This is a genomic window from Variovorax sp. OV329 (assembly GCF_900114785.1).
In the GTDB taxonomy this organism is placed as follows: domain Bacteria; phylum Pseudomonadota; class Gammaproteobacteria; order Burkholderiales; family Burkholderiaceae_C; genus Variovorax.
Genome location: NZ_FOUG01000003.1, coordinates 272192 through 291999 on the forward strand (window position 1 = coordinate 272192; position 19808 = coordinate 291999).

Consider the following 19808-nt stretch of genomic DNA (forward strand, 5'->3'; position numbering starts at 1 on the left):
GCGCACTGGTGCCGTGCCCATGGCGGCGTACGCCGTGGTGGCTGCGGGCGTCAGCGCCGCGCTGCACCTGGGCAAGCTGGCGCCCGCGGTGCCCGCCCTTCGCGACGCCCTGGGCATCGGGCTGGTGGAGGCAGGCTTTCTCCTGTCGCTGGTGCAGGTGGCGGGCATGACCCTGGGCCTGGCCGTGGGACTGATCGCAGACTCGTTGGGCCTGCGCCGCAGCATGCTCGGCGGCCTGATGCTGCTCACCTTGGCCGGGTTTGCAGGCGGGCTGGTGCAGCCGGGGCCGCAGGCGCTGACCTGGCTTCTGCTGTTTCGCGCATTGGAAGGAATGGGTTTCCTGCTGGCGGTGATGCCCGGGCCCGGCCTCATCCGAAATCTCGCGTCGCCGGCCGCGGAGAAGTCGGCGATGGGCCTCTGGGGTGCCTACATGCCGGTGGGCGTGGCAGCGGCCCTGCTGGTGGGGCCGCCCCTCATCGCGCGCAGCGGCTGGCCGGGCTGGTGGTGGCTGATCTCGGCGATCTCGGCGGTTGCAGCCGTCGGCGTGCTGCTGGCGGTGCGGCCGGACGCGCGCAAGGCGACTGGCGCCGCCGCGGCGCCGGCCTGGCAGGGCCGTCTGTCGCTCACGCTGAAAAAGCCCGGACCGCGCCTGCTGGGCCTGGCCTTCGCGGTCTATGCCGCGCAGTGGATGGCGGTGATCGGCTTCCTGCCGGCGATCTATGCCGATGCCGGCGTTGCGGCCACCTGGACCGGCGTGCTCAGCTCGGTGGCCGCGGCAACCAACATCGTCGGCAACATTGCCGGCGGGCGCTTCCTGCAGGCCGGCGTTGCGCCAGGGCGGCTGATGCGCTGGGGCTACGGCGTGATGCTCCTCGGCAGCGTGGGCGCCTTCGCGCAATGGGGGCATGGGGCGGATGCCTGGGCGCTGCCCTCGGGGCTGCGCTACGCTTGCGTCTGCCTTTTTTCGCTGGGAGGCGGCATGGTGCCGGCGACCCTGTTCATGCTGGCGGTGCGGCTGGCGCCCTCGTCGTCGACCGTGTCGACCACGGTGGGGTTGATGCAGCAGGCCTCGTCCCTGGGACAATTCTTCGCGCCGCCGGCCGTGGCCTGGCTGGCGATGCGGGCCGGCGGCTGGCAATGGACCTGGGTGGCGACCATGGCCTGCTCGGTGGTGGGCATGGCCGCCGCCGCGAAGCTGGCCAGGCTGAACAGCGCAAGGCTGGCGGAAAACACCCCATGATGAACCTCGACGATCCCTCCGCTGCACAAGACATGGCAGAGCACGAGCGCGTGCTGGCCGACGTGCGCCGCTGGCTCGAGAAGGCGGTGATCGGCCTGAACCTCTGCCCCTTCGCGAAGGCGGTGCACGTGAAAGCGCAGATCCACTACGCCGTGTTCCGCGAAAGTGACGATGCGGGCCTCCTCGATGCCTTGCTGTTCGAGGCGGCCGAACTGGTGGCGCACGACGCCTTGGTGCGCGACACGACCCTGCTGGTGGCGCCGCATGTGCTCGAGGACTTCCTGGACTTCAACGATTTCGTCGGCCGCGCCGAGCGACGCCTTGCCAGGGCGGGATTCGACGGCGTACTGCAACTGGCGAGCTTCCATCCCCGCTTCCAGTTCGCCGGCAGCGAGGAGGGCGACATCGGCAATGCCACCAACCGCTCGCCTTACCCCATCCTTCACCTGCTGCGCGAAGACAGCGTGAGCCGCGCGGTGGACGCCTTTCCGGACGCGGCCGAGATCTTCGATCGAAACATCGACACGCTGGAGCACCTCGGTGCCGAAGGCTGGAAGGCGCTCGGCGTCGGCCCGGGCGCCGCATCGGAAGAAAAGAAATGAACCAGGCCCTCAAGCTGTCGAAGAACGAGAAGGCGCAGGCCGAAGTGCAGCAGGAACTGCGCCCGGGCCAGTCCGTGGAGCTCCTGAAGGAACTGCACATCCTGACCCGCGAAGGCCGGCTCAACCAGGATTCGCGGCGCAAGCTCAAGCAGGTCTACCACCTGTTCCAGTTCATCGAGAAACTGCTGCTGGAACTGCCGGAAGAGGGCGCCCACGCGACCCTGGCCGACCACGGCGCCGGCAAGTCCTACCTGGGGTTCATCATCTACGACCTGTTTTTCCGCCAGCGGGCGGGAGAGGGGAAGGTGTTCGGCATCGAGACGCGGCCCGAGCTGGTCGAGCGCTCGCGCGAACTGGCCCATCGGCTGGGCTTCGAGCGCATGGCGTTCCTCAACCTGAGCGTGGCGGAGTCGACCACGGCGAGCGCGCTGCCCGAGCGAATCGACGTCGTCACCGCGCTGCACGCCTGCGATACCGCGACCGATGATGCGATCGCCTTCGGCCTGGCGAAGAAGGCGCGCTTCATGGTGCTGGTGCCCTGCTGCCAGGCGGAAGTCGCTGCGTGCCTGCGCGAGACCAAGGCGCTGGCCCTGTCGCGCACGCCGCTGGCCGAGCTGTGGCGCCATCCGCTGCACACGCGCGAGATCGGCAGCCAGCTGACCAACGTGCTGCGCTGCCTCTACCTCGAGGCGCACGGCTACCAGGTGACCGTCACCGAACTGGTCGGCTGGGAGCACAGCATGAAGAACGAACTCATCATCGCCCGCCACACCGGCCACCGGAAGGCCAGCGCGGCGGCGCGGCTGCGCGAGCTGCTGGCGCAGTTCGGGCTGGAGCCGCTGCTGGAAACGCGCTTCCGCCTCGACTGATCCGCAAGGCATTCGCCATGGCACGCCTTCCCCGCCTCACGCTGCCGGGCCAGCCGCACCATGTGATCCAGCGCGGCAACAACCGGCAGCCGGTCTTCGTCGACCGAGAGGACCGCGAGATGCTGCTGGCCCTGCTGGGCGAGCACGCCGCGCGCCTGCAGGTCGCGCTGCATGCCTACGTGCTGATGGACAACCACTTCCACCTGCTGGCCACGCCCACGACCGAGACCGGCATGCCGCAGTGGATGCAGGCCGTCGGGCGGCGCTACGTGCGCTACTTCAACGACCGGCACGGCCGCAGCGGCACGCTGTGGGAAGGGCGCTACCGCTCCACGCTGATCCAGACCGAGCGCTATTTCCTGGCCTGCATGGCCTACATCGACCTCAACCCGGTACGGGCCGGCATGGTGGCGGATGCGCGCGACTTTCCCTGGTCCAGCCACGGCCATTACGCAGGGCTGCGCATCGACCCGCTCATCACGCCGCATCCCCTCTACTGGTCGCTGGGCAACACGCCCTTTGCGCGGGAGGCGGCCTACGCCGAACTGGTGCGCGCCGGCGTTTCGCAGTCGGACACGCAGCTTCTGACCGACTCCACCCTTCGCGGCTGGGCAGCGGGCGATGCCGGCTTTGTCGAATTGCTACAAAACAGTACCGATCGCCGGGTGGTCAAGAAACGGCCGGGTCGGCGCCCGCGCGTCGAAATCACTTAGGAATCAACATCGATGCCTTTTATGTACGGGAAGGCGTGCTATCAAATTTGATGTGTCCCCAATTAATTTCCGATCAGGAAAGTAGGGAAATAATTGGAATCTGACCCCAAATAAAGTGATTGGCATTGTTTGTGCAACGCAATATCCTTGCGGTCCCTGCGAAAAAACTGTCCCTCAAGGAGTGCGCCATGACGACGGCTGCCGAAATTCAACACCTGCAAGAACACGGCCTTTACTCGGGTGCTGACGAGCATGACGCCTGCGGCGTCGGCTTCGTGGCCCACATCAAGGGTGAGAAGAGCCACAACATCGTCCAGCAGGCGCTGAAGATCCTCGAAAACCTCGACCATCGCGGCGCCGTGGGCGCCGACAAGCTGATGGGCGACGGCGCCGGCATCCTGATCCAGTTGCCCGACGCGCTGTACCGCGACGAGATGGCCAAGCAGGGCGTCACGCTGCCGCCGCCCGGCGAGTACGGCGTGGGCATGATCTTCCTGCCCAAGGAACACGCTTCCCGCCTGGCCTGCGAGCAGGAAATGGAACGCGCCATCAAGGCCGAAGGCCAGGTGCTGCTCGGCTGGCGCGACGTGCCGGTGAACGTCGACATGCCCATGTCGCCCACCGTGCGCAAGAAGGAACCCATCCTGCGCCAGGTCTTCATCGGCCGCGGCGACGACGTCATCGTGCAGGACGCGCTGGAACGCAAGCTCTACGTCATCCGCAAGACGGCCAGCGCGAACATCCAGCGCCTGAAGCTCAAGCACAGCAAGGAATACTACGTTCCCAGCATGTCCAGCCGCACCGCGGTCTACAAGGGCCTGCTGCTGGCCGACCAGGTCGGCACCTATTTCATCGACCTGCAGGACAAGCGCTGCGTCTCGGCCCTGGGCCTGGTGCACCAGCGCTTCTCCACCAACACCTTCCCCGAGTGGCCGCTGGCCCACCCCTACCGCTACGTCGCCCACAACGGCGAGATCAACACGGTCAAGGGCAACTACAACTGGATGAAGGCCCGCGAAGGCGTGATGAGCTCGCCGGTGCTGGGCGCCGACCTCGCCAAGCTGTACCCCATCAGCTTCGCCGGCCAGTCCGACACCGCCACCTTCGACAACTGCCTCGAGCTGCTGACGATGGCCGGCTACCCCATCAGCCAGGCCGTGATGATGATGATCCCGGAGCCCTGGGAGCAGCACGCCACCATGGATCCGCGCCGCCGCGCCTTCTATGAGTACCACGCCGCCATGCTGGAGCCCTGGGACGGCCCGGCCTCGATCGTGTTCACCGACGGCCGCCAGATCGGCGCCACGCTGGACCGCAACGGCCTGCGCCCCTCGCGCTACTGCGTGACCGACGACGACCTGGTCATCATGGCCTCGGAATCGGGCGTGCTGCCCGTGCCCGAGCAGAAGATCGTGCGCAAGTGGCGCCTGCAGCCCGGCAAGATGTTCCTCATCGACCTGGAACAGGGCCGCATGATCGACGACGAGGAAGTCAAGGCGACGCTGGCCAACAGCAAGCCCTACAAGCAGTGGATCGAGAACCTGCGCATCAAGCTGGACAGCGTGCAGGCCGAGTCGGTCACCGTGCCGCAGTCGGAAGTGAAGCTGCTGGACCAGCAGCAGGCCTTCGGCTACACGCAGGAAGACATCAAGTTCCTGATGAGCCCGATGGCCCAGGCCGGCGAGGAAGGCATCGGCTCCATGGGCAACGACAGCCCGCTGGCCGTGCTCTCGAGCAAGAACAAGCCGCTGTACAACTACTTCAAGCAGTTGTTCGCGCAGGTGACCAACCCGCCGATCGACCCGATCCGCGAGGCGATCGTGATGTCGCTGGTGTCCTTCGTGGGCCCCAAGCCCAACCTGCTGGACATCAACCAGGTCAACCCGCCGATGCGGCTGGAGCTGAGCCAGCCGATCCTGGACTTCGCCGACATGGCCAAGATCCGCGACATCGGCAAGTACACCCAGGGCAAGTTCAAGAGCTACACCCTGGACATCACCTACCCGCTGGCCTGGGGTGACGAGGGCGTGGAAGCCAAGCTGGCGTCGCTGTGCGCCGAAGCGGTGGACGCCATCAAGGGCGGCCACAACATCCTGGTGGTGAGCGACCGCGGCGTCAGCGCCACGCAAGTGGCCATCCCCGCGCTGCTGGCGCTGTCGGCGGTGCACCAGTTCCTGGTGCGCGAGGGCCTGCGCACCACCGCCGGCCTGGTGGTGGAAACCGGCTCGGCCCGCGAAGTGCACCACTTCGGCGTGCTGGCCGGCTACGGCGCGGAAGCCGTGCACCCCTACCTCGCCATGGAAACCCTGGCCGCCATGCACGAGGACCTGCCCGGCGACCTGTCCGCCGAGAAGGCCATCTACAACTACGTGAAGGCGATCGGCAAGGGCCTGTCCAAGATCATGTCGAAGATGGGCGTGTCCACCTACATGAGCTATTGCGGCGCCCAACTGTTCGAGGCCATCGGCCTGAACAACGAGACGGTGGAGAAGTACTTCACCGGCACTGCCAGCCGCGTGGAAGGCATCGGCGTGTTCGAGATCGCGCAGGAAGCGATCCGCATGCACAAGGCCGCGTTCGGCGACGACCCGGTGCTGTCCAACATGCTGGACGCCGGCGGCGAGTACGCCTGGCGCACCCGCGGCGAAGAGCACATGTGGACGCCCGACGCGATCGCCAAGCTGCAGCACAGCACGCGTGCCAACAACTTCAGCACGTACAAGGAATACGCGCAGATCATCAACGATCAGAGCCGCCGCCACCTGACGCTGCGCGGCCTGTTCGAATTCAAGTTCGACCCCGCCAAGGCCATCCCGGTGGGCGAGGTCGAGTCGGCCGCCGAGATCGTCAAGCGCTTCGCCACCGGCGCCATGTCGCTGGGCTCCATCAGTACCGAGGCCCACTCCACCCTGGCCGTTGCCATGAACCGCATCGGCGGCAAGAGCAACACCGGCGAGGGCGGCGAAGACCCGATGCGCTACCGCAACGAGCTCAAGGGCATCCCGATCAAGCAGGGCGACACGCTCAAGAGCGTGATCGGCGCCGACAACGTCGAGGTCGACCTGCCCCTGCAGGACGGCGACTCGCTGCGCTCGCGCATCAAGCAGGTGGCATCGGGCCGCTTCGGCGTCACGGCCGAGTACCTGTCCTCGGCCGACCAGATCCAGATCAAGATGGCCCAAGGCGCCAAGCCGGGCGAGGGCGGCCAGCTGCCCGGCGGCAAGGTCAGCAACTACATCGGCCTGCTGCGCTACTCGGTGCCGGGCGTGGGCCTCATCAGCCCGCCGCCGCACCACGACATCTACTCGATCGAGGACCTGGCCCAGCTGATCCACGACCTGAAGAACGTGTCGCCCCATGCCTCCATCAGCGTGAAGCTGGTGTCGGAAGTGGGCGTGGGCACCATCGCCGCGGGCGTGGCCAAGTGCAAGAGCGACCACGTGGTGATCGCCGGCCACGACGGTGGCACGGGCGCCTCGCCCTGGTCGTCCATCAAGCACGCCGGCAGCCCCTGGGAAATCGGCCTGGCCGAGACACAGCAGACGCTGGTGCTCAACCGCCTGCGCGGCCGCATCCGCGTGCAGGCCGACGGCCAGATGAAGACCGGCCGCGACGTCGCCATCGGCGCGCTGCTGGGCGCCGACGAGTTCGGCTTCGCCACCGCGCCGCTGGTGGTCGAGGGCTGCATCATGATGCGCAAGTGCCACCTGAACACCTGCCCGGTGGGCGTGGCCACGCAGGACCCGGTGCTGCGCAAGAAGTTCTCGGGCCGCCCCGAGCACGTCGTCAACTACTTCTTCTTCGTCGCGGAAGAAGTGCGCCAGATCATGGCGCAGCTGGGCATCCGCAAGTTCGACGACCTGATCGGCCGAGCCGACCTGCTGGACATGCGCAAGGGCATCGAGCACTGGAAGGCGCGCGGCCTGGACTTCAGCCGCCTGTTCGCCCAGCCGCAGGTGCCGGCCGACGTGCCGCGCTTCCATGTGGACAAGCAGGACCACGGCTTGGAAAAGAGCCTGGACGTCAAGCTGATCGAGAAGTCGCGCCCCGCCATCGACAAGGGCGAGAAGGTGCAGTTCATCGAGGTGGCGCGCAACGTCAACCGCTCGGTGGGCGCCATGCTCTCGGGCGCGCTGACCAAGGTGCATCCGCAGGGCCTGCCTGACGACTCCATCCGCATCCAGCTGGAAGGCACGGGCGGCCAGTCCTTCGGCGCCTTCCTGCAGCGCGGCATCACGCTCTACCTGATCGGCGATGCCAATGACTACACCGGCAAGGGCCTGTCGGGCGGCCGCGTGGTGGTTCGCCCCAGCCTGGACTTCCGCGGCGAGGCAGCGAAGAACATCATCGTGGGCAACACCGCGCTGTACGGCGCGACCACCGGCGAGGCCTTCCTGTGCGGCGTGGCCGGCGAGCGCTTCGCGGTTCGCCTCTCGGGCGCCACCGCGGTGGTGGAAGGCACCGGCGACCACGGCTGCGAGTACATGACCGGCGGCACGGTCGCGGTGCTGGGCAAGACCGGCCGCAACTTCGCGGCCGGCATGAGCGGCGGCGTGGCCTTCGTCTACGACGAGGACGGCGAGTTCGCCTCGCGCTGCAACCTGGCCATGGTCTCGCTGGACAAGGTGCTGACCTCGGCCGAGCAGACCGCCAGCGTCAAGCGCGCCGTGTGGCACGGCGGCCAGACCGACGAGGCCCTGCTGCGCAAGCTGCTGGAAGACCACCACCGCTGGACCGGCAGCAAGCGCGCCCGCGAACTGCTGGACCACTGGGCCACGGCACGCACCCGCTTCGTGAAGGTGTTCCCCAACGAGTACAAGCGCGCCCTGTCGGAGATCCACGACCGCGAGGTGGAAGCCAGCAGCGCCGGCAACAACGCCCACGTGGGCCTGGAGCCGCACGCCACCCGCGCGCCGGCCAAGGTCTGAGCCGCGGCAGCGAAGAGCACATAGAAATACAAGGAAAGCACGATGGGAAAGATCACCGGCTTCATGGAGCATGAGCGCGTCGAGGAGGGCTACAAGCCCGTCGAGGAACGCGTCAAGCATTACAAGGAATTCGTCGTCGGCCTGGACGCCTCGCAGGCCAAGGTGCAGGGCGCGCGCTGCATGGACTGCGGCACGCCCTTCTGCAACAGCGGCTGCCCGGTCAACAACATCATTCCGGACTTCAACGACCTGGTCTATCGCAACGACTGGCAAAGCGCCTTCGCGGTGCTGGACTCCACCAACAATTTCCCGGAGTTCACCGGCCGCATCTGCCCCGCGCCCTGCGAGGCAGCCTGCGTGCTGAATGTGAACGACGACCCGGTGGGCATCAAGTCGATCGAGCACGCCATCATCGACCGCGCATGGGACGAGGGCTGGGTGGCAGCGCGCCCCGCGCGCCACAAGACCGGCAAGAAGGTCGCCGTGGTGGGTTCCGGCCCGGCCGGCATGGCCGCGGCCCAGCAGCTGGCACGCGCCGGCCATGACGTCACCCTGTTCGAGAAGAACGACCGCATCGGCGGCCTGCTGCGCTACGGCATTCCCGACTTCAAGATGGAGAAGTCGCACATCGACCGCCGCGTCGAGCAGATGAAGGCCGAAGGCGTGGTGTTCCGCACCGGCGTCATGGTGGGCGCCGCCAAGGACCCGCTGGGCAAGGGCTCCAAGGTCACCAACCTGGCCAAGGAAACCGTCACGCCCGAAGAGCTGCAGAAGGAATTCGACGCCGTGGTGCTCACCGGCGGTGCCGAACAGTCGCGCGACCTGCCCGTGCCCGGCCGCGACCTGGACGGCATCCACTTCGCCATGGAGTTCCTGCCCCAGCAGAACCGCGTCAACGCCGGCGACAAGGTCAAGGGCCAGCTGCGCGCCGACGACAAGCACGTCATCGTCATCGGCGGCGGCGACACCGGCTCCGACTGCGTGGGCACCAGCAACCGCCACGGCGCGGCCAGCGTGACCCAGTTCGAGCTAATGCCCCAGCCGCCCGAAGAGGAGAACCGCCCGCTGACCTGGCCCTACTGGCCGATCAAGCTGCGCACCAGCTCCAGCCACGAGGAAGGCTGCGAGCGCGAGTTCGCCATCTCCACCAAGGAGTTCACCGGCGAGAAGGGCAAGATCACCGGCCTGACGACGGTCAACGTCGAGTTCAAGGACGGCAAGTTCGTCGAGGTTGCCGGCAGCGAGAAAACCTACAAGGCCGACATGGTGCTGCTGGCCATGGGCTTCGTGAGCCCGGTCGCCTCGGTGCTGGAGGCCTTCGGCGTCGAGAAGGACGGCCGCGGCAACGCCAAGGCCACGGTGGACTTCATCGGCGGCTACCAGACCAATGTGCCCAAGGTGTTCGCCGCCGGCGACATCCGCCGCGGCCAGTCGCTGGTGGTGTGGGCAATCCGCGAAGGCCGCCAGGCCGCGCGCGCCGTCGACGAATTCCTGATGGGCTTCTCCGACCTGCCGCGCTGAACAGGCGGGGAGGGCGGCTGGGTCCAAAGGCCGGCCGCAGCGCCCGCCATCCGGAGGGTGTCGCAAGCCTGCCACGCCGCCACACTGGGGCGGCCGGCACCATCCCTTATCATCGTGTCACCGCAAAGCCGGGATTTCCCTGATGGGACACCCGGCTTTCTTTTTTGTCCGATGACCGACCTGGCCACCCCCTCTCTCGTCGAATTCCGGAACCTCGTTTTCGGCTACGACTCGCGCGCCATCCTGGACGGCGTGTCCTTCCGCGTGCCCCGCGGCAAGGTGACGGCCATCATGGGTGCGTCCGGCGGCGGCAAGACGACCACGCTGCGCCTCATCGGCGGCCAGCTGCGCGCTTCGGGCGGCGAGGTGCTGTTCGACGGCCAGGACGTGGCCCGGCTCGACCAGGCCCAGCTCTACAAGGCGCGCCGGCGCATGGGCATGCTGTTCCAGTTCGGCGCCCTCTTCACCGACATGAGCGTGTTCGACAACGTGGCCTTTCCCTTGCGCGAGCACACGGAACTGCCCGAGGTGCTGGTGCGCGACATCGTGCTGATGAAGCTGGAAGCCGTGGGCCTGCGCGGTGCACGCGCGCTCATGCCCAGCGAGGTGTCCGGCGGCATGGCCCGCCGCATCGCATTGGCGCGCGCCATCGCGCTGGACCCCGAACTGGTGATGTACGACGAGCCCTTCGCCGGGCTGGACCCGATCTCGCTCGGCACCGCCGCGCAGCTGATCCGGCGCCTGAACGATTCGCTGGGCCTGACCAGCATCGTGGTCTCGCACGACCTGGAGGAAACCTTCGGCATCGCCGACCACGTGGTGATCCTGGCCAACGGCAAGGTCGCGGCCGAAGGCCCGCCGGACCAGGTGCACCAGAGTGCCGATCCGCTGGTGCACCAGTTCGTGAACGCGCTGGCCGACGGGCCGGTGCATTTCCACTATCCGGGTGTCAGCGTCACCGACGACTTCGGCAACTCCGCCGGGGGGCGCGCATGAATTCCCGTCCGCTCGGCCTGAAGGATGCTCCCGCCGCAGCAACAAGGGCGGAGGTCCTTCGATGAGTTGGTGGCGTCCGTCCGACGTGGGCTTCGCCGTGCGCACCAAGCTGGCCGGCGTGGGCTGGGGCGCCAAGCTCTTCCTGCGCCTGCTGGCCCATGCGGCAAGCAGCTTCCGCCGCTTCGCCCTGGTGCGCGACCAGATCCATTTCCTGGGCAACTACTCGCTGGCCATCATCGCGGTGTCAGGCCTGTTCGTGGGCTTCGTGCTCGGGCTGCAGGGCTATTACACGCTGCAGCGCTACGGTTCGGCCGATGCGCTGGGCCTGCTGGTGGCGCTGAGCCTGGTGCGTGAACTGGGCCCGGTTGTTGCTGCGCTTCTCTTCGCGGGCCGCGCGGGCACCTCGCTCACGGCCGAGATCGGCCTGATGAAGGCGGGGGAACAGCTCAGCGCCATGGAGATGATGGCCGTTGACCCGGTGCAGCGCATCCTGGCACCGCGCTTCTGGGCCGGCGTCATCACCATGCCGCTGCTGGCTGCGGTGTTCAGCGCCGTCGGCGTGATCGGCGGCTACGTGGTGGGCGTGGTCATGCTGGGCGTGGACCCGGGCGCCTTCTGGGGCCAGATGCAGGGCGGCGTCGACGTGTGGCGCGACGTGGGCAATGGCGTGATCAAGAGCCTGGTGTTCGGCTTCACGGTCACCTTCATCGCGCTGCTGCAGGGCTACGAGGCGCAGCCCACGCCCGAAGGCGTGTCGCGTGCCACCACGCGCACCGTGGTCATGGCATCGCTGGCGGTGCTGGGGCTGGACTTCATGCTCACCGCCATGATGTTCAGCATCTGAAGAAGTAAAGGGATCGAGAGATGCAACGCTCCAAGAACGATGTGTGGGTGGGCCTGTTCGTGCTGATCGGCGCGGCGGCGCTGCTCTTCCTGGCGCTCCAGTCGGCCAACCTGCTGAGCCTGAGTTTCCAGAGCAGCTACAAGGTGACGGCACGCTTCGACAACATCGGCGGGCTCAAGCCCCAGACGGCGGTCAAGAGCGCGGGCGTGGTGGTCGGTCGTGTGGAGTCCATCACCTTTGACGACAAGAGCTTTCAGGCGGACGTAACATTGGCACTGCAAAGCCGTTACAGTTTTCCCAAGGACAGCTCGCTCAAGATCCTGACCAGTGGCCTGCTCGGCGAGCAGTACATCGGCATCGAGGCCGGCGCCGACGACAAGAATCTGCAAGCAGGCGACACCATCTCCGCCACACAATCCGCGGTGGTGCTGGAAAACCTCATCAGCCAGTTCCTCTACAGCAAGGCCGCCGAAGGCAGCCAGGCTGCGGGGGCCAACAACAAGAAATGAAGCTCTTTTCGATTCGCTCCACGCTGAGCCGCGAATCCCGCAAGCCCGCCCGGCGCCTCCTGGCGGCCGCCGCGGTTGCAGCCTGCCTGGGCGGCTGCGCATCGGCCCAGCCGGCCAACAATCCGGCCGACCCGTGGGAATCCTTCAACCGCGGTGTCTTCCGCTTCAACGACGTGGTCGACGACGCAGTGATGCGCCCTGTGGCGGTGGCCTACGAGACCGTGGTGCCGCAACTGATGCGCACCGGAGTCACCAATTTCTTCAACAACCTGGTCGACGTCTGGAGCTTTGCCAACAGCGTGATGCAGCTGCGCGGCGAACAGAGCGCGCAGACCTTCATGCGCGTGAACGTCAACACCTTCTTCGGTCTTGGCGGACTGCTCGACGTGGCCTCGGAAGCCGGCATCGAGCGCCACCGCGAGGACTTCGGCCAGACCCTGGGGCGCTGGGGTGCCGGCCCGGGTCCTTACGTCATGCTGCCGATCCTCGGGCCTTCGACCTTGCGCGACACCGTGGCGCTGCCGGTGGACTACTACGGTGGCCTGATCTCCAACGTCGGCGACATCCCGGTGCGCAACTCGCTCTATGCGATGCGCCTGGTGGATGCGCGGGCCCAGCTTCTGCCGGTGGACCGCTTGCTGCGCGACGCCGCACTGGACCGCTACACGCTCACGCGCGACGTGTTTCTGCAGCGCAGGCGTAACGACGTGTTCGACGGCAATCCGCCGGACGACGAGCAACAATAGCCCTCCCGGCGAGGCCTGGGCCTACGCCGCCAGGGGAACCTGGCGCCAGATGCCGACCCCAAGGGGGACCGGAACATCTTGCGACCGCATCGAACAAGGGAATATCTGATGATGAACAAACAGCCGACCGCTCTTCTCCAACGCCGCGGATTCGCCCGCGTGCTGCTGGCCGGGGCGCTGCTGGTGGGCTCCGCCATCGGGCTGGCGCCGCTGGCCCGTGCGGCCGACGAGGCGCCCGATGCGCTGGTCAAGCGCCTCACCACCGACGTGCTGCAGACGCTCAAGTCGGACAAGTCGATCAAGGCCGGCGACATCCCGAAGATCATGCAGCTGGTCGACACCAAGGTCATGCCCAACGTCAACTTCCAGCGCATGACCGCCTCGGCTGTCGGCCCGAAGTGGCGTGAAGCCACGCCCGAGCAGCAGAAGCGCCTGCAGGACGCCTTCAAGCTGCTGCTGGTGCGCACCTACGCCGGCGCGCTGGACCAGGTCACCGACCAGGAAGTGACCGTGCGTCCCTTCCGCGGCTCGGCCGACGACAAGGAAGTGCTGGTGCGCACCGAAGTGCGGGGCAGCGGCGAGCCGGTGCAGCTGGACTACCGCCTGGAAAAAACGCCGGGTGAAGCCGGCGGCTGGAAGATCTACAACCTGAACGTGCTGGGCATCTGGCTGGTCGACACCTACCGCAGCCAGTTCACGCAGGAAATCAACTCCAAGGGCATCGACGGCCTGATCGCCGCCCTGGAGGCGCGCAACAAGTCCAGCGCCGGCGGCGCCAAGACCTGAGCGGCCGCCTGGCGATGATGCTGGTCCTGCCTGCCCGCCTCACCCACGACGAGGCGCCTGCCTGCATGCGCATGCTGCAGCAGGGCGTGGCGGCCCACACGGGCTCGTCCATCGTGGTGGATGCCGGCGGTCTGCAGCATTTCGATTCCTCCGCGCTGGCCATCCTGCTGGAGTGCCGGCGCGAGGCCACGGCCCTGGGGCGTGGCTTCTCGGTCAAGGGCCTCCCCGTGCGGCTGCGCGAGCTGGGTTCGCTCTACGGCGTGGCCTCGCTGCTGCCCGCAGCGCCCTGAGCGCCGGCCGGGCGGGGCGGCGTTGGCCGCCGCGGGCGGGGAAATTGCCAGCCCCGTAAAATCCCGGGCTCCCATGCCCGCGATCTCCTTCCAATCGGTCTCCAAGACTTTCCCCCCATCTCGCCAGCAGCGGGCCCAAGGCAAGACCGGCCTGCGGGCCCTGGATGGCGTTACGTTCGACATCCAGGAAGGCGAGTTCTTCGGCCTCCTGGGCCCCAACGGTGCTGGCAAGACCACGCTGATCAGCATCCTGGCCGGGCTTTCGCGCCCTACGGCCGGCGCGGTGCACGTCAACGGCTTCGACGTGCAGGCCCAGTTCTCCGACGCCCGCCGCCAGCTGGGTGTGGTGCCGCAGGAGCTGGTCTTCGACCCTTTCTTCAACGTGCGTGAGGCGCTGCGCATCCAGTCGGGCTACTTCGGCATCCGCAACAACGACGACTGGATCGACGAGCTGCTCTCCAGCCTGGGCCTGGCCGACAAGGCCACCGCCAACATGCGCCAGCTCTCGGGCGGCATGAAGCGGCGGGTTCTGGTGGCGCAGGCCCTGGTGCACAAGCCGCCGGTCATCGTGCTGGACGAGCCCACCGCCGGCGTGGACGTCGAGCTTCGCCAGACGCTGTGGCAGTTCGTGGCGCGGCTCAACAAGGAAGGCAGCACCGTGCTGCTCACGACCCACTACCTGGAAGAGGCGGAGGCCCTGTGCAACCGCATCGCCATGCTCAAGCAGGGCCGCGTGATCGCGCTGGACCGCACCAGCGAGCTGCTGCGTTCGGCCGCCAGCAACGTGCTGCGCTTCAAGACCGACGGCCAGCTGCCCTGGGAGATCGCCCGCAACGCCCGCATCACCGGACGCATCGTCCAGCTGCCTGCTCAGAACGCGCACGAGGTCGAGCAGCTGCTGGCCGCCATCCGCCAAGCTGGCTTGGCGGTGGAAGACGTGGAGATGCGCAAGGCCGACCTGGAGGACGTGTTCATCGACCTCATGGCCGGCGAACAGACCCCGTTGGAGGTGGCGCGATGATGATCACGGCCACCGGCTGGCGGGCGCTCCTGTACAAGGAGGTGCTGCGTTTCTGGAAGGTCGGCTTCCAGACCGTGGGCGCCCCCGTGCTCACCGCCGTGCTCTACCTGATGGTCTTCGGCCACGTGCTGGAAGACCACGTGAAGGTGTACGGCAGCGTCAGCTACACCGCCTTCCTCATCCCCGGCCTGGTGATGATGAGCGTGCTGCAGAACGCCTTCGCCAACAGTTCCTCGTCCATCATCCAGAGCAAGATCATGGGCAGCCTGGTCTTCGTGCTGCTCACGCCGCTGTCGCACTGGGGCTGGTTCTTCGCCTACGTGGGCTCGTCCATCGTGCGCGGACTGGTCGTGGGCCTGGGCGTGTTGACCGTGTGCCTGTTCTTCGCCGTGCCCGGCTTGAACGAGCCGCTGTGGGTGCTGGCTTTCGCCTTCCTGGGTGCGGCCATGCTGGGCACGCTGGGCCTGATCGCCGGGCTCTGGTCCGAGAAGTTCGACCAGATGGCGGTGTTCCAGAACTTCCTGATCATGCCCATGACCTTCCTGTCGGGCGTGTTCTATTCCATCCATTCGCTCCCGCCCTTCTGGCAGAAGGTGAGCCACCTCAATCCCTTCTTCTACATGATCGACGGCTTCCGCTACGGCTTCTTCGGCGTGAGCGATGCCTCGCCCTGGCTGAGCCTGGGCATCGTAGGCGGGGCCTGGCTTGCAGTGAGCGCACTGGCCGTACATCTCTTGCGCATCGGCTACAAGATTAGAGGCTAGAAATGTCTGCCCCCCGGCTTTTCACTCGTTTCGCTCCTGTAACGCCACCCCCCGCGGGGGAGGCGCGGCCGGCTTCGGGCGGCCCGGCGCTCGGCCGCAAACTTTCGCTTCGCTCAACATGACCGCCGAAGAACTCCAATCCATCATCGCCGCGGGCCTGCCCTGCGAGCACATCTTGCTCGAGGGCGACGGCCGTCATTGGTACGCGACCATCGTCTCGGCCGAATTCGAGGGCAAGCGCGCCATCGCGCGGCACCAGCGGGTCTACAAGACGCTGGGTGCGAAAATGCACACCGACGAGGTGCACGCGCTCTCGATGAAAACCTTCACGCCGGCCGAGTGGGCCGCCCAACCCAAGGCCTGACCTCCATCATGGACAAACTTCTGATTCGCGGCGGGCGCCAGCTCCGCGGCGAAGTACCCGTTTCCGGCGCCAAGAACGCCGCCCTGCCCGAGCTGTGCGCCGCGCTGCTCACCGACGCCCCCGTGGTGCTGCACAACGTGCCGCGCCTGCAGGACGTGGCCACCATGCTCAAGCTGGTGCGCAACATGGGCGTCAAGGCCGATCGCGACGACAACGGCACCGTGCGCCTGGATGCGCGCGACCTGACCAACCCCGAGGCACCCTACGAGCTGGTGAAGACCATGCGCGCGTCGGTGCTGGCCCTGGGGCCGCTGATCGCGCGATTCGGCCATGCAAAGGTGTCGCTGCCCGGCGGCTGCGCCATCGGATCGCGCCCGGTGGACCAGCACATCAAGGGCCTGCAGGCCATGGGCGCCGAGATCAGCGTCGAGCACGGCTACATGGTGGCGACGCTGCAGCAGGGCAAGAAGCGACTGCACGGCGCGCGCATCACCACCGACATGGTCACCGTCACCGGCACCGAGAACTTCCTCATGGCCGCCGCGCTGGCCGAGGGCGAGACCGTGCTGGAGAACGCCGCACAAGAGCCCGAGATCACCGACCTGGCCGAGATGCTGATCGCCATGGGCGCGAAGATCGAGGGCCAGGGCACCAGCCGCATCCGCATCCAGGGCGTGGAGCGCCTGCACGGCTGCGAGCACAAGGTGGTGGCCGACCGCATCGAGGCCGGCACCTTCCTGTGCGCCGTCGCTGCCGCAGGCGGCGACGTGATGCTGCGCCATGGCCGCGCCGACCATCTCGACGCCGTCATCGAGAAGCTGCGCGAAGCCGGCGCCGAGATCACGCCGGCGCCCGAGGGCATCCACGTGCGCGCGACCGGCCGCCTGAAGGCCCAGAGCTTCCGCACCACCGAATACCCGGGCTTTCCCACCGACATGCAGGCGCAGTTCATGGCGCTCAACGTGATCGCCGAGGGCACCTCGACCGTCACCGAGACCATCTTCGAGAACCGCTTCATGCACGTGAACGAGATGGTGCGCCTGGGCGCCAGGATCCAGACGGACGGCAAGGTCGCGGTCATCAACGGCGTGTCGCAGCTTTCGGGCGCCACCGTGATGGCCACCGACCTGCGCGCCTCCGCCAGCCTGGTCATCGCCGGCCTGGTGGCCGAGGGCGAGACGCTGGTGGACCGCATCTACCACCTGGACCGCGGCTACGACCGCATGGAAAGCAAGCTGCGCGGCATCGGCGCCGACATCGAGCGTGTGACGGGAGCCGCCTCGTGATCACGCTTGCCCTGTCCAAGGGCCGCATCTTCGAGGAGACCCTGCCGCTGCTGGCCGCGGCCGGCATCGAGGTCACCGAGGACCCGGAGAAATCGCGCAAGCTGATCCTGGGCACCACCCGCCCCGACGTGCGCGTGGTGCTGGTGCGCGCTTCCGACGTGCCGACCTACGTGCAGTACGGCGGCGCCGACCTGGGCGTGACCGGCCTGGACGTGCTGCTCGAGCACGGCAACCAGGGCCTGTACCAGCCACTGGACCTGAAGATCGCCGCCTGCCGCCTCAGTGTGGCGGTGCGCGCCGACTATGACTACGCCAACGCCGTGCGCCAGGGTGCGCGCATCAAGGTCGCCACCAAGTACGTGGGCCTCGCGCGCGACTTCTTCGCCAGCAAGGGCGTGCACGTGGACCTGATCAAGCTCTACGGCAGCATGGAGTTGGCGCCGCTGACCGGCCTGGCCGATGCCATCGTCGACCTGGTGTCCACCGGCAACACGCTGCGCGCCAACCAGTTGGTGGAAGTGGAGCGCATCATGGACATCAGCGCGCGACTGGTGGTGAACCAGGCGGCGCTCAAGCTCAAGCGCGAACCCATCCGCCACATCATCGACGCCTTCGCGTCGGCCATCCCCGCGACGACTTCCAAATGACCCTGAAAGCAGCCCCTGCCCGTCTGTCCACGACCTCGGCTTCCTTCGAAGCCGACTTCAAGGCGCGGCTGCATTGGTCCGAGGACGCGGATGCAGCCATCGAGAAGACAGTGGCCGACATCCTGGCCGATGTGCAAAAGCGTGGCGATGCTGCGGTGCTGGAGTACACCAACCGCTTCGACCGGCTGGACGCGAAGTCGATGGCCGGCCTGGAACTCACGAAGGACGAGCTGAAGGCCGCCTTCGAGTCGCTGCCCGCCGTGCAGCGCGAGGCGCTGGAATCCGCCGCCCGCCGTGTGCGCAGCTACCACGAGGCGCAGAAGAAGGCCAGCGGCGAGAGCTGGAGCTACCGCGACGCGGACGGCACGCTGCTGGGCCAGAAGGTCACGCCGCTGGACCGCGTGGGCATCTACGTGCCCGGTGGCAAGGCAGCCTATCCGTCCAGCGTGCTGATGAACGCCATTCCGGCGCACGTGGCTGGCGTGGGCGAGATCATCATGGTGGTGCCCACCCCCGGCGGCGAGAAGAACGCCCTGGTGCTGGCCGCCGCCTTCGTGGCCGGCGTGACGCGCGCCTTCACCATCGGCGGCGCGCAGGCCGTGGCCGCGCTGGCCTACGGCACCGCCACGGTGCCGGCGGTGGACAAGATCACCGGCCCCGGCAACGCCTACGTGGCCGCCGCCAAGCGCCGCGTCTTCGGCACGGTGGGCATCGACATGATCGCCGGCCCCAGCGAGATCCTGGTGCTGGCCGACGGCAGCACGCCGCCGGACTGGGTGGCCATGGACCTGTTCAGCCAGGCCGAGCACGACGAGCTGGCGCAGAGCATCCTGCTGTGCCCCGACGCCGCCTACATCGACAAGGTGCAGGCCGGGATCGACCGCCTGCTGCCCACCATGCCGCGCGCCGGAATCATCGCCGCCTCCCTCAACGGCCGCGGCGCGCTGATCCACACGAAGAACATGGAAGAGGCCTGCGAGATCAGCAACCGCATCGCCCCCGAGCACCTGGAGGTGAGCAGCCGCGAGCCGCAGCGCTGGGAGCCCCTGCTGCGCCACGCGGGCGCGATCTTCCTGGGCGCCTTCACCAGCGAGAGCCTGGGCGACTACTGCGCGGGCCCCAACCACGTGCTGCCCACCAGCGGCACCGCGCGCTTCTCCAGCCCACTGGGCGTGTACGACTTCCAGAAGCGCAGCAGCCTCATCGAGGTGAGCCAGGCCGGCGCGCAGGTGCTGGGTCCCATCGCGGTCACGCTGGCCGAGGGTGAAGGCCTGCAGGCCCACGCCGAGGCGGCGCGCATGCGCCTGGACGGCGGGAAATGAGCATGCGCAAGGCACGCGCCGCGGCAGCTCTCCTTCTTCTGGCTGCCGCAGGTGCGGCCCAGGCCATGAGCATCCGCGAGATGCGCACCCTGGAAGCCAACGAGAAGGACGGGAAGATCTACGCCAGCTACTACCTGGTCGGCGTGATGGAAGGCCTGAAGGAGTCCAGCGACACCGCGCTGCGCAACGGACAGAAGCCGCCTTTCTGCATCGAGGGCCGTCGCTTCGAGCCCGCCATGGCCCGCTCCCTCTACCAGAGCGAACTCAGCCGCAACGCCAGCAGCTACGAGGCCGACATGCCCGTGCAGATGGTGGTGAAGGCGGCGCTGGAAAGCAGCTTCCGCTGCACCCACTGACAGC

Annotated in this window: 19 protein-coding genes; all 19 read left to right on the forward strand. The window is 67.5% G+C overall.

Annotation, left to right across the window (positions count from 1 at the left end; translation table 11 throughout):
* Positions 1-19 precede the first annotated feature (19 nt).
* The 19 genes from BM345_RS06400 (at position 20) to BM345_RS06490 (ending at position 19804) form a co-directional block, all read left to right on the forward strand.
* Positions 20-1240 carry an MFS transporter gene (locus BM345_RS06400; RefSeq protein WP_254789605.1) on the forward strand — a complete coding sequence of 407 codons (1221 nt, stop codon included), beginning with the start codon at positions 20-22 and terminating at the stop codon, positions 1238-1240.
* Positions 1237-1842 carry a DUF1415 domain-containing protein gene (locus tag BM345_RS06405; protein ID WP_093376793.1) on the forward strand — a complete coding sequence of 202 codons (606 nt, stop codon included), beginning with the start codon at positions 1237-1239 and terminating at the stop codon, positions 1840-1842. The genes BM345_RS06400 and BM345_RS06405 overlap by 4 nt, the downstream gene beginning before the upstream one ends.
* On the forward strand, positions 1839-2711 hold the full coding sequence (locus BM345_RS06410) for a class I SAM-dependent methyltransferase (RefSeq protein ID WP_093376796.1): 873 nt from the start codon (positions 1839-1841) through the stop codon (positions 2709-2711). The genes BM345_RS06405 and BM345_RS06410 overlap by 4 nt, the downstream gene beginning before the upstream one ends.
* 17 nt (positions 2712-2728) lie before the next feature.
* Positions 2729-3424 carry an REP-associated tyrosine transposase gene (locus tag BM345_RS06415; RefSeq protein WP_093376799.1) on the forward strand — a complete coding sequence of 232 codons (696 nt, stop codon included), beginning with the start codon at positions 2729-2731 and terminating at the stop codon, positions 3422-3424.
* A gap of 188 nt (positions 3425-3612) precedes the next feature.
* A complete protein-coding gene (locus BM345_RS06420; RefSeq protein ID WP_093376802.1) occupies positions 3613-8352 on the forward strand; it encodes a glutamate synthase-related protein in 4740 nt (1579 codons plus the stop codon).
* A gap of 42 nt (positions 8353-8394) precedes the next feature.
* On the forward strand, positions 8395-9873 hold the full coding sequence (locus BM345_RS06425; protein ID WP_093376804.1) for a glutamate synthase subunit beta: 1479 nt from the start codon (positions 8395-8397) through the stop codon (positions 9871-9873).
* 171 nt (positions 9874-10044) lie between these two features.
* Positions 10045-10869, forward strand: coding sequence for an ABC transporter ATP-binding protein (locus BM345_RS06430; protein ID WP_093376806.1), 825 nt, complete (start codon positions 10045-10047; stop codon positions 10867-10869).
* A gap of 61 nt (positions 10870-10930) precedes the next feature.
* A complete protein-coding gene (gene mlaE / locus BM345_RS06435; RefSeq protein WP_093376809.1) occupies positions 10931-11713 on the forward strand; it encodes a lipid asymmetry maintenance ABC transporter permease subunit MlaE in 783 nt (260 codons plus the stop codon).
* Between the two features lie 20 nt (positions 11714-11733).
* Positions 11734-12222, forward strand: a complete 489-nt coding sequence (gene mlaD, locus BM345_RS06440; protein ID WP_093376812.1) for an outer membrane lipid asymmetry maintenance protein MlaD — start codon at positions 11734-11736, stop codon at positions 12220-12222.
* Positions 12219-12968 (forward strand): MlaA family lipoprotein, encoded by a 750-nt coding sequence (locus BM345_RS06445; protein ID WP_093376814.1) that lies wholly within the window; start codon positions 12219-12221, stop codon positions 12966-12968. The genes mlaD and BM345_RS06445 overlap by 4 nt, the downstream gene beginning before the upstream one ends.
* A gap of 108 nt (positions 12969-13076) precedes the next feature.
* Positions 13077-13754, forward strand: a complete 678-nt coding sequence (locus BM345_RS06450; RefSeq protein ID WP_093376817.1) for an MlaC/ttg2D family ABC transporter substrate-binding protein — start codon at positions 13077-13079, stop codon at positions 13752-13754.
* 17 nt (positions 13755-13771) lie between these two features.
* Positions 13772-14044, forward strand: a complete 273-nt coding sequence (locus BM345_RS06455; protein ID WP_093377337.1) for an STAS domain-containing protein — start codon at positions 13772-13774, stop codon at positions 14042-14044.
* Positions 14045-14117: 73 nt separating this feature from the next.
* Positions 14118-15065, forward strand: a complete 948-nt coding sequence (locus BM345_RS06460) for an ABC transporter ATP-binding protein (protein ID WP_093376819.1) — start codon at positions 14118-14120, stop codon at positions 15063-15065.
* A complete protein-coding gene (locus BM345_RS06465; RefSeq protein WP_093377340.1) occupies positions 15065-15829 on the forward strand; it encodes an ABC transporter permease in 765 nt (254 codons plus the stop codon). Before BM345_RS06460 ends, BM345_RS06465 begins: the two co-directional genes overlap by 1 nt.
* Positions 15830-15947: 118 nt before the next feature.
* Positions 15948-16193, forward strand: coding sequence for a BolA family protein (locus BM345_RS06470; RefSeq protein ID WP_093376822.1), 246 nt, complete (start codon positions 15948-15950; stop codon positions 16191-16193).
* A gap of 8 nt (positions 16194-16201) precedes the next feature.
* Positions 16202-17479 carry a UDP-N-acetylglucosamine 1-carboxyvinyltransferase gene (gene murA / locus BM345_RS06475; RefSeq protein WP_093377343.1) on the forward strand — a complete coding sequence of 426 codons (1278 nt, stop codon included), beginning with the start codon at positions 16202-16204 and terminating at the stop codon, positions 17477-17479.
* Positions 17476-18126 (forward strand): ATP phosphoribosyltransferase, encoded by a 651-nt coding sequence (hisG, locus tag BM345_RS06480; RefSeq protein WP_093376824.1) that lies wholly within the window; start codon positions 17476-17478, stop codon positions 18124-18126. Before murA ends, hisG begins: the two co-directional genes overlap by 4 nt.
* Entirely contained in the window at positions 18123-19448 is a 1326-nt protein-coding gene (gene hisD, locus BM345_RS06485) for a histidinol dehydrogenase (RefSeq protein WP_093376827.1), read from the forward strand. Before hisG ends, hisD begins: the two co-directional genes overlap by 4 nt.
* Positions 19445-19804 (forward strand): hypothetical protein, encoded by a 360-nt coding sequence (locus BM345_RS06490; protein WP_254789607.1) that lies wholly within the window; start codon positions 19445-19447, stop codon positions 19802-19804. The genes hisD and BM345_RS06490 overlap by 4 nt, the downstream gene beginning before the upstream one ends.
* The last annotated feature ends 4 nt before the right edge of the window (positions 19805-19808 follow it).

Coding starts and splice junctions, on each gene's coding strand:
- BM345_RS06445 (WP_093376814.1), top strand. CDS start 12,219: ATGAAGCTCTTTTCGATTCGCTCCACGCTGAGCCGCGAATCCCGCAAG.
- BM345_RS06410 (WP_093376796.1), top strand. CDS start 1,839: ATGAACCAGGCCCTCAAGCTGTCGAAGAACGAGAAGGCGCAGGCCGAA.
- mlaD (WP_093376812.1), top strand. CDS start 11,734: ATGCAACGCTCCAAGAACGATGTGTGGGTGGGCCTGTTCGTGCTGATC.
- BM345_RS06405 (WP_093376793.1), top strand. CDS start 1,237: ATGATGAACCTCGACGATCCCTCCGCTGCACAAGACATGGCAGAGCAC.
- BM345_RS06455 (WP_093377337.1), top strand. CDS start 13,772: ATGCTGGTCCTGCCTGCCCGCCTCACCCACGACGAGGCGCCTGCCTGC.
- BM345_RS06420 (WP_093376802.1), top strand. CDS start 3,613: ATGACGACGGCTGCCGAAATTCAACACCTGCAAGAACACGGCCTTTAC.
- BM345_RS06425 (WP_093376804.1), top strand. CDS start 8,395: ATGGGAAAGATCACCGGCTTCATGGAGCATGAGCGCGTCGAGGAGGGC.
- BM345_RS06400 (WP_254789605.1), top strand. CDS start 20: ATGGCGGCGTACGCCGTGGTGGCTGCGGGCGTCAGCGCCGCGCTGCAC.
- BM345_RS06450 (WP_093376817.1), top strand. CDS start 13,077: ATGATGAACAAACAGCCGACCGCTCTTCTCCAACGCCGCGGATTCGCC.
- BM345_RS06465 (WP_093377340.1), top strand. CDS start 15,065: ATGATCACGGCCACCGGCTGGCGGGCGCTCCTGTACAAGGAGGTGCTG.
- BM345_RS06470 (WP_093376822.1), top strand. CDS start 15,948: ATGACCGCCGAAGAACTCCAATCCATCATCGCCGCGGGCCTGCCCTGC.
- BM345_RS06460 (WP_093376819.1), top strand. CDS start 14,118: ATGCCCGCGATCTCCTTCCAATCGGTCTCCAAGACTTTCCCCCCATCT.
- BM345_RS06430 (WP_093376806.1), top strand. CDS start 10,045: ATGACCGACCTGGCCACCCCCTCTCTCGTCGAATTCCGGAACCTCGTT.
- BM345_RS06415 (WP_093376799.1), top strand. CDS start 2,729: ATGGCACGCCTTCCCCGCCTCACGCTGCCGGGCCAGCCGCACCATGTG.
- hisD (WP_093376827.1), top strand. CDS start 18,123: ATGACCCTGAAAGCAGCCCCTGCCCGTCTGTCCACGACCTCGGCTTCC.
- murA (WP_093377343.1), top strand. CDS start 16,202: ATGGACAAACTTCTGATTCGCGGCGGGCGCCAGCTCCGCGGCGAAGTA.
- BM345_RS06490 (WP_254789607.1), top strand. CDS start 19,445: ATGAGCATGCGCAAGGCACGCGCCGCGGCAGCTCTCCTTCTTCTGGCT.
- mlaE (WP_093376809.1), top strand. CDS start 10,931: ATGAGTTGGTGGCGTCCGTCCGACGTGGGCTTCGCCGTGCGCACCAAG.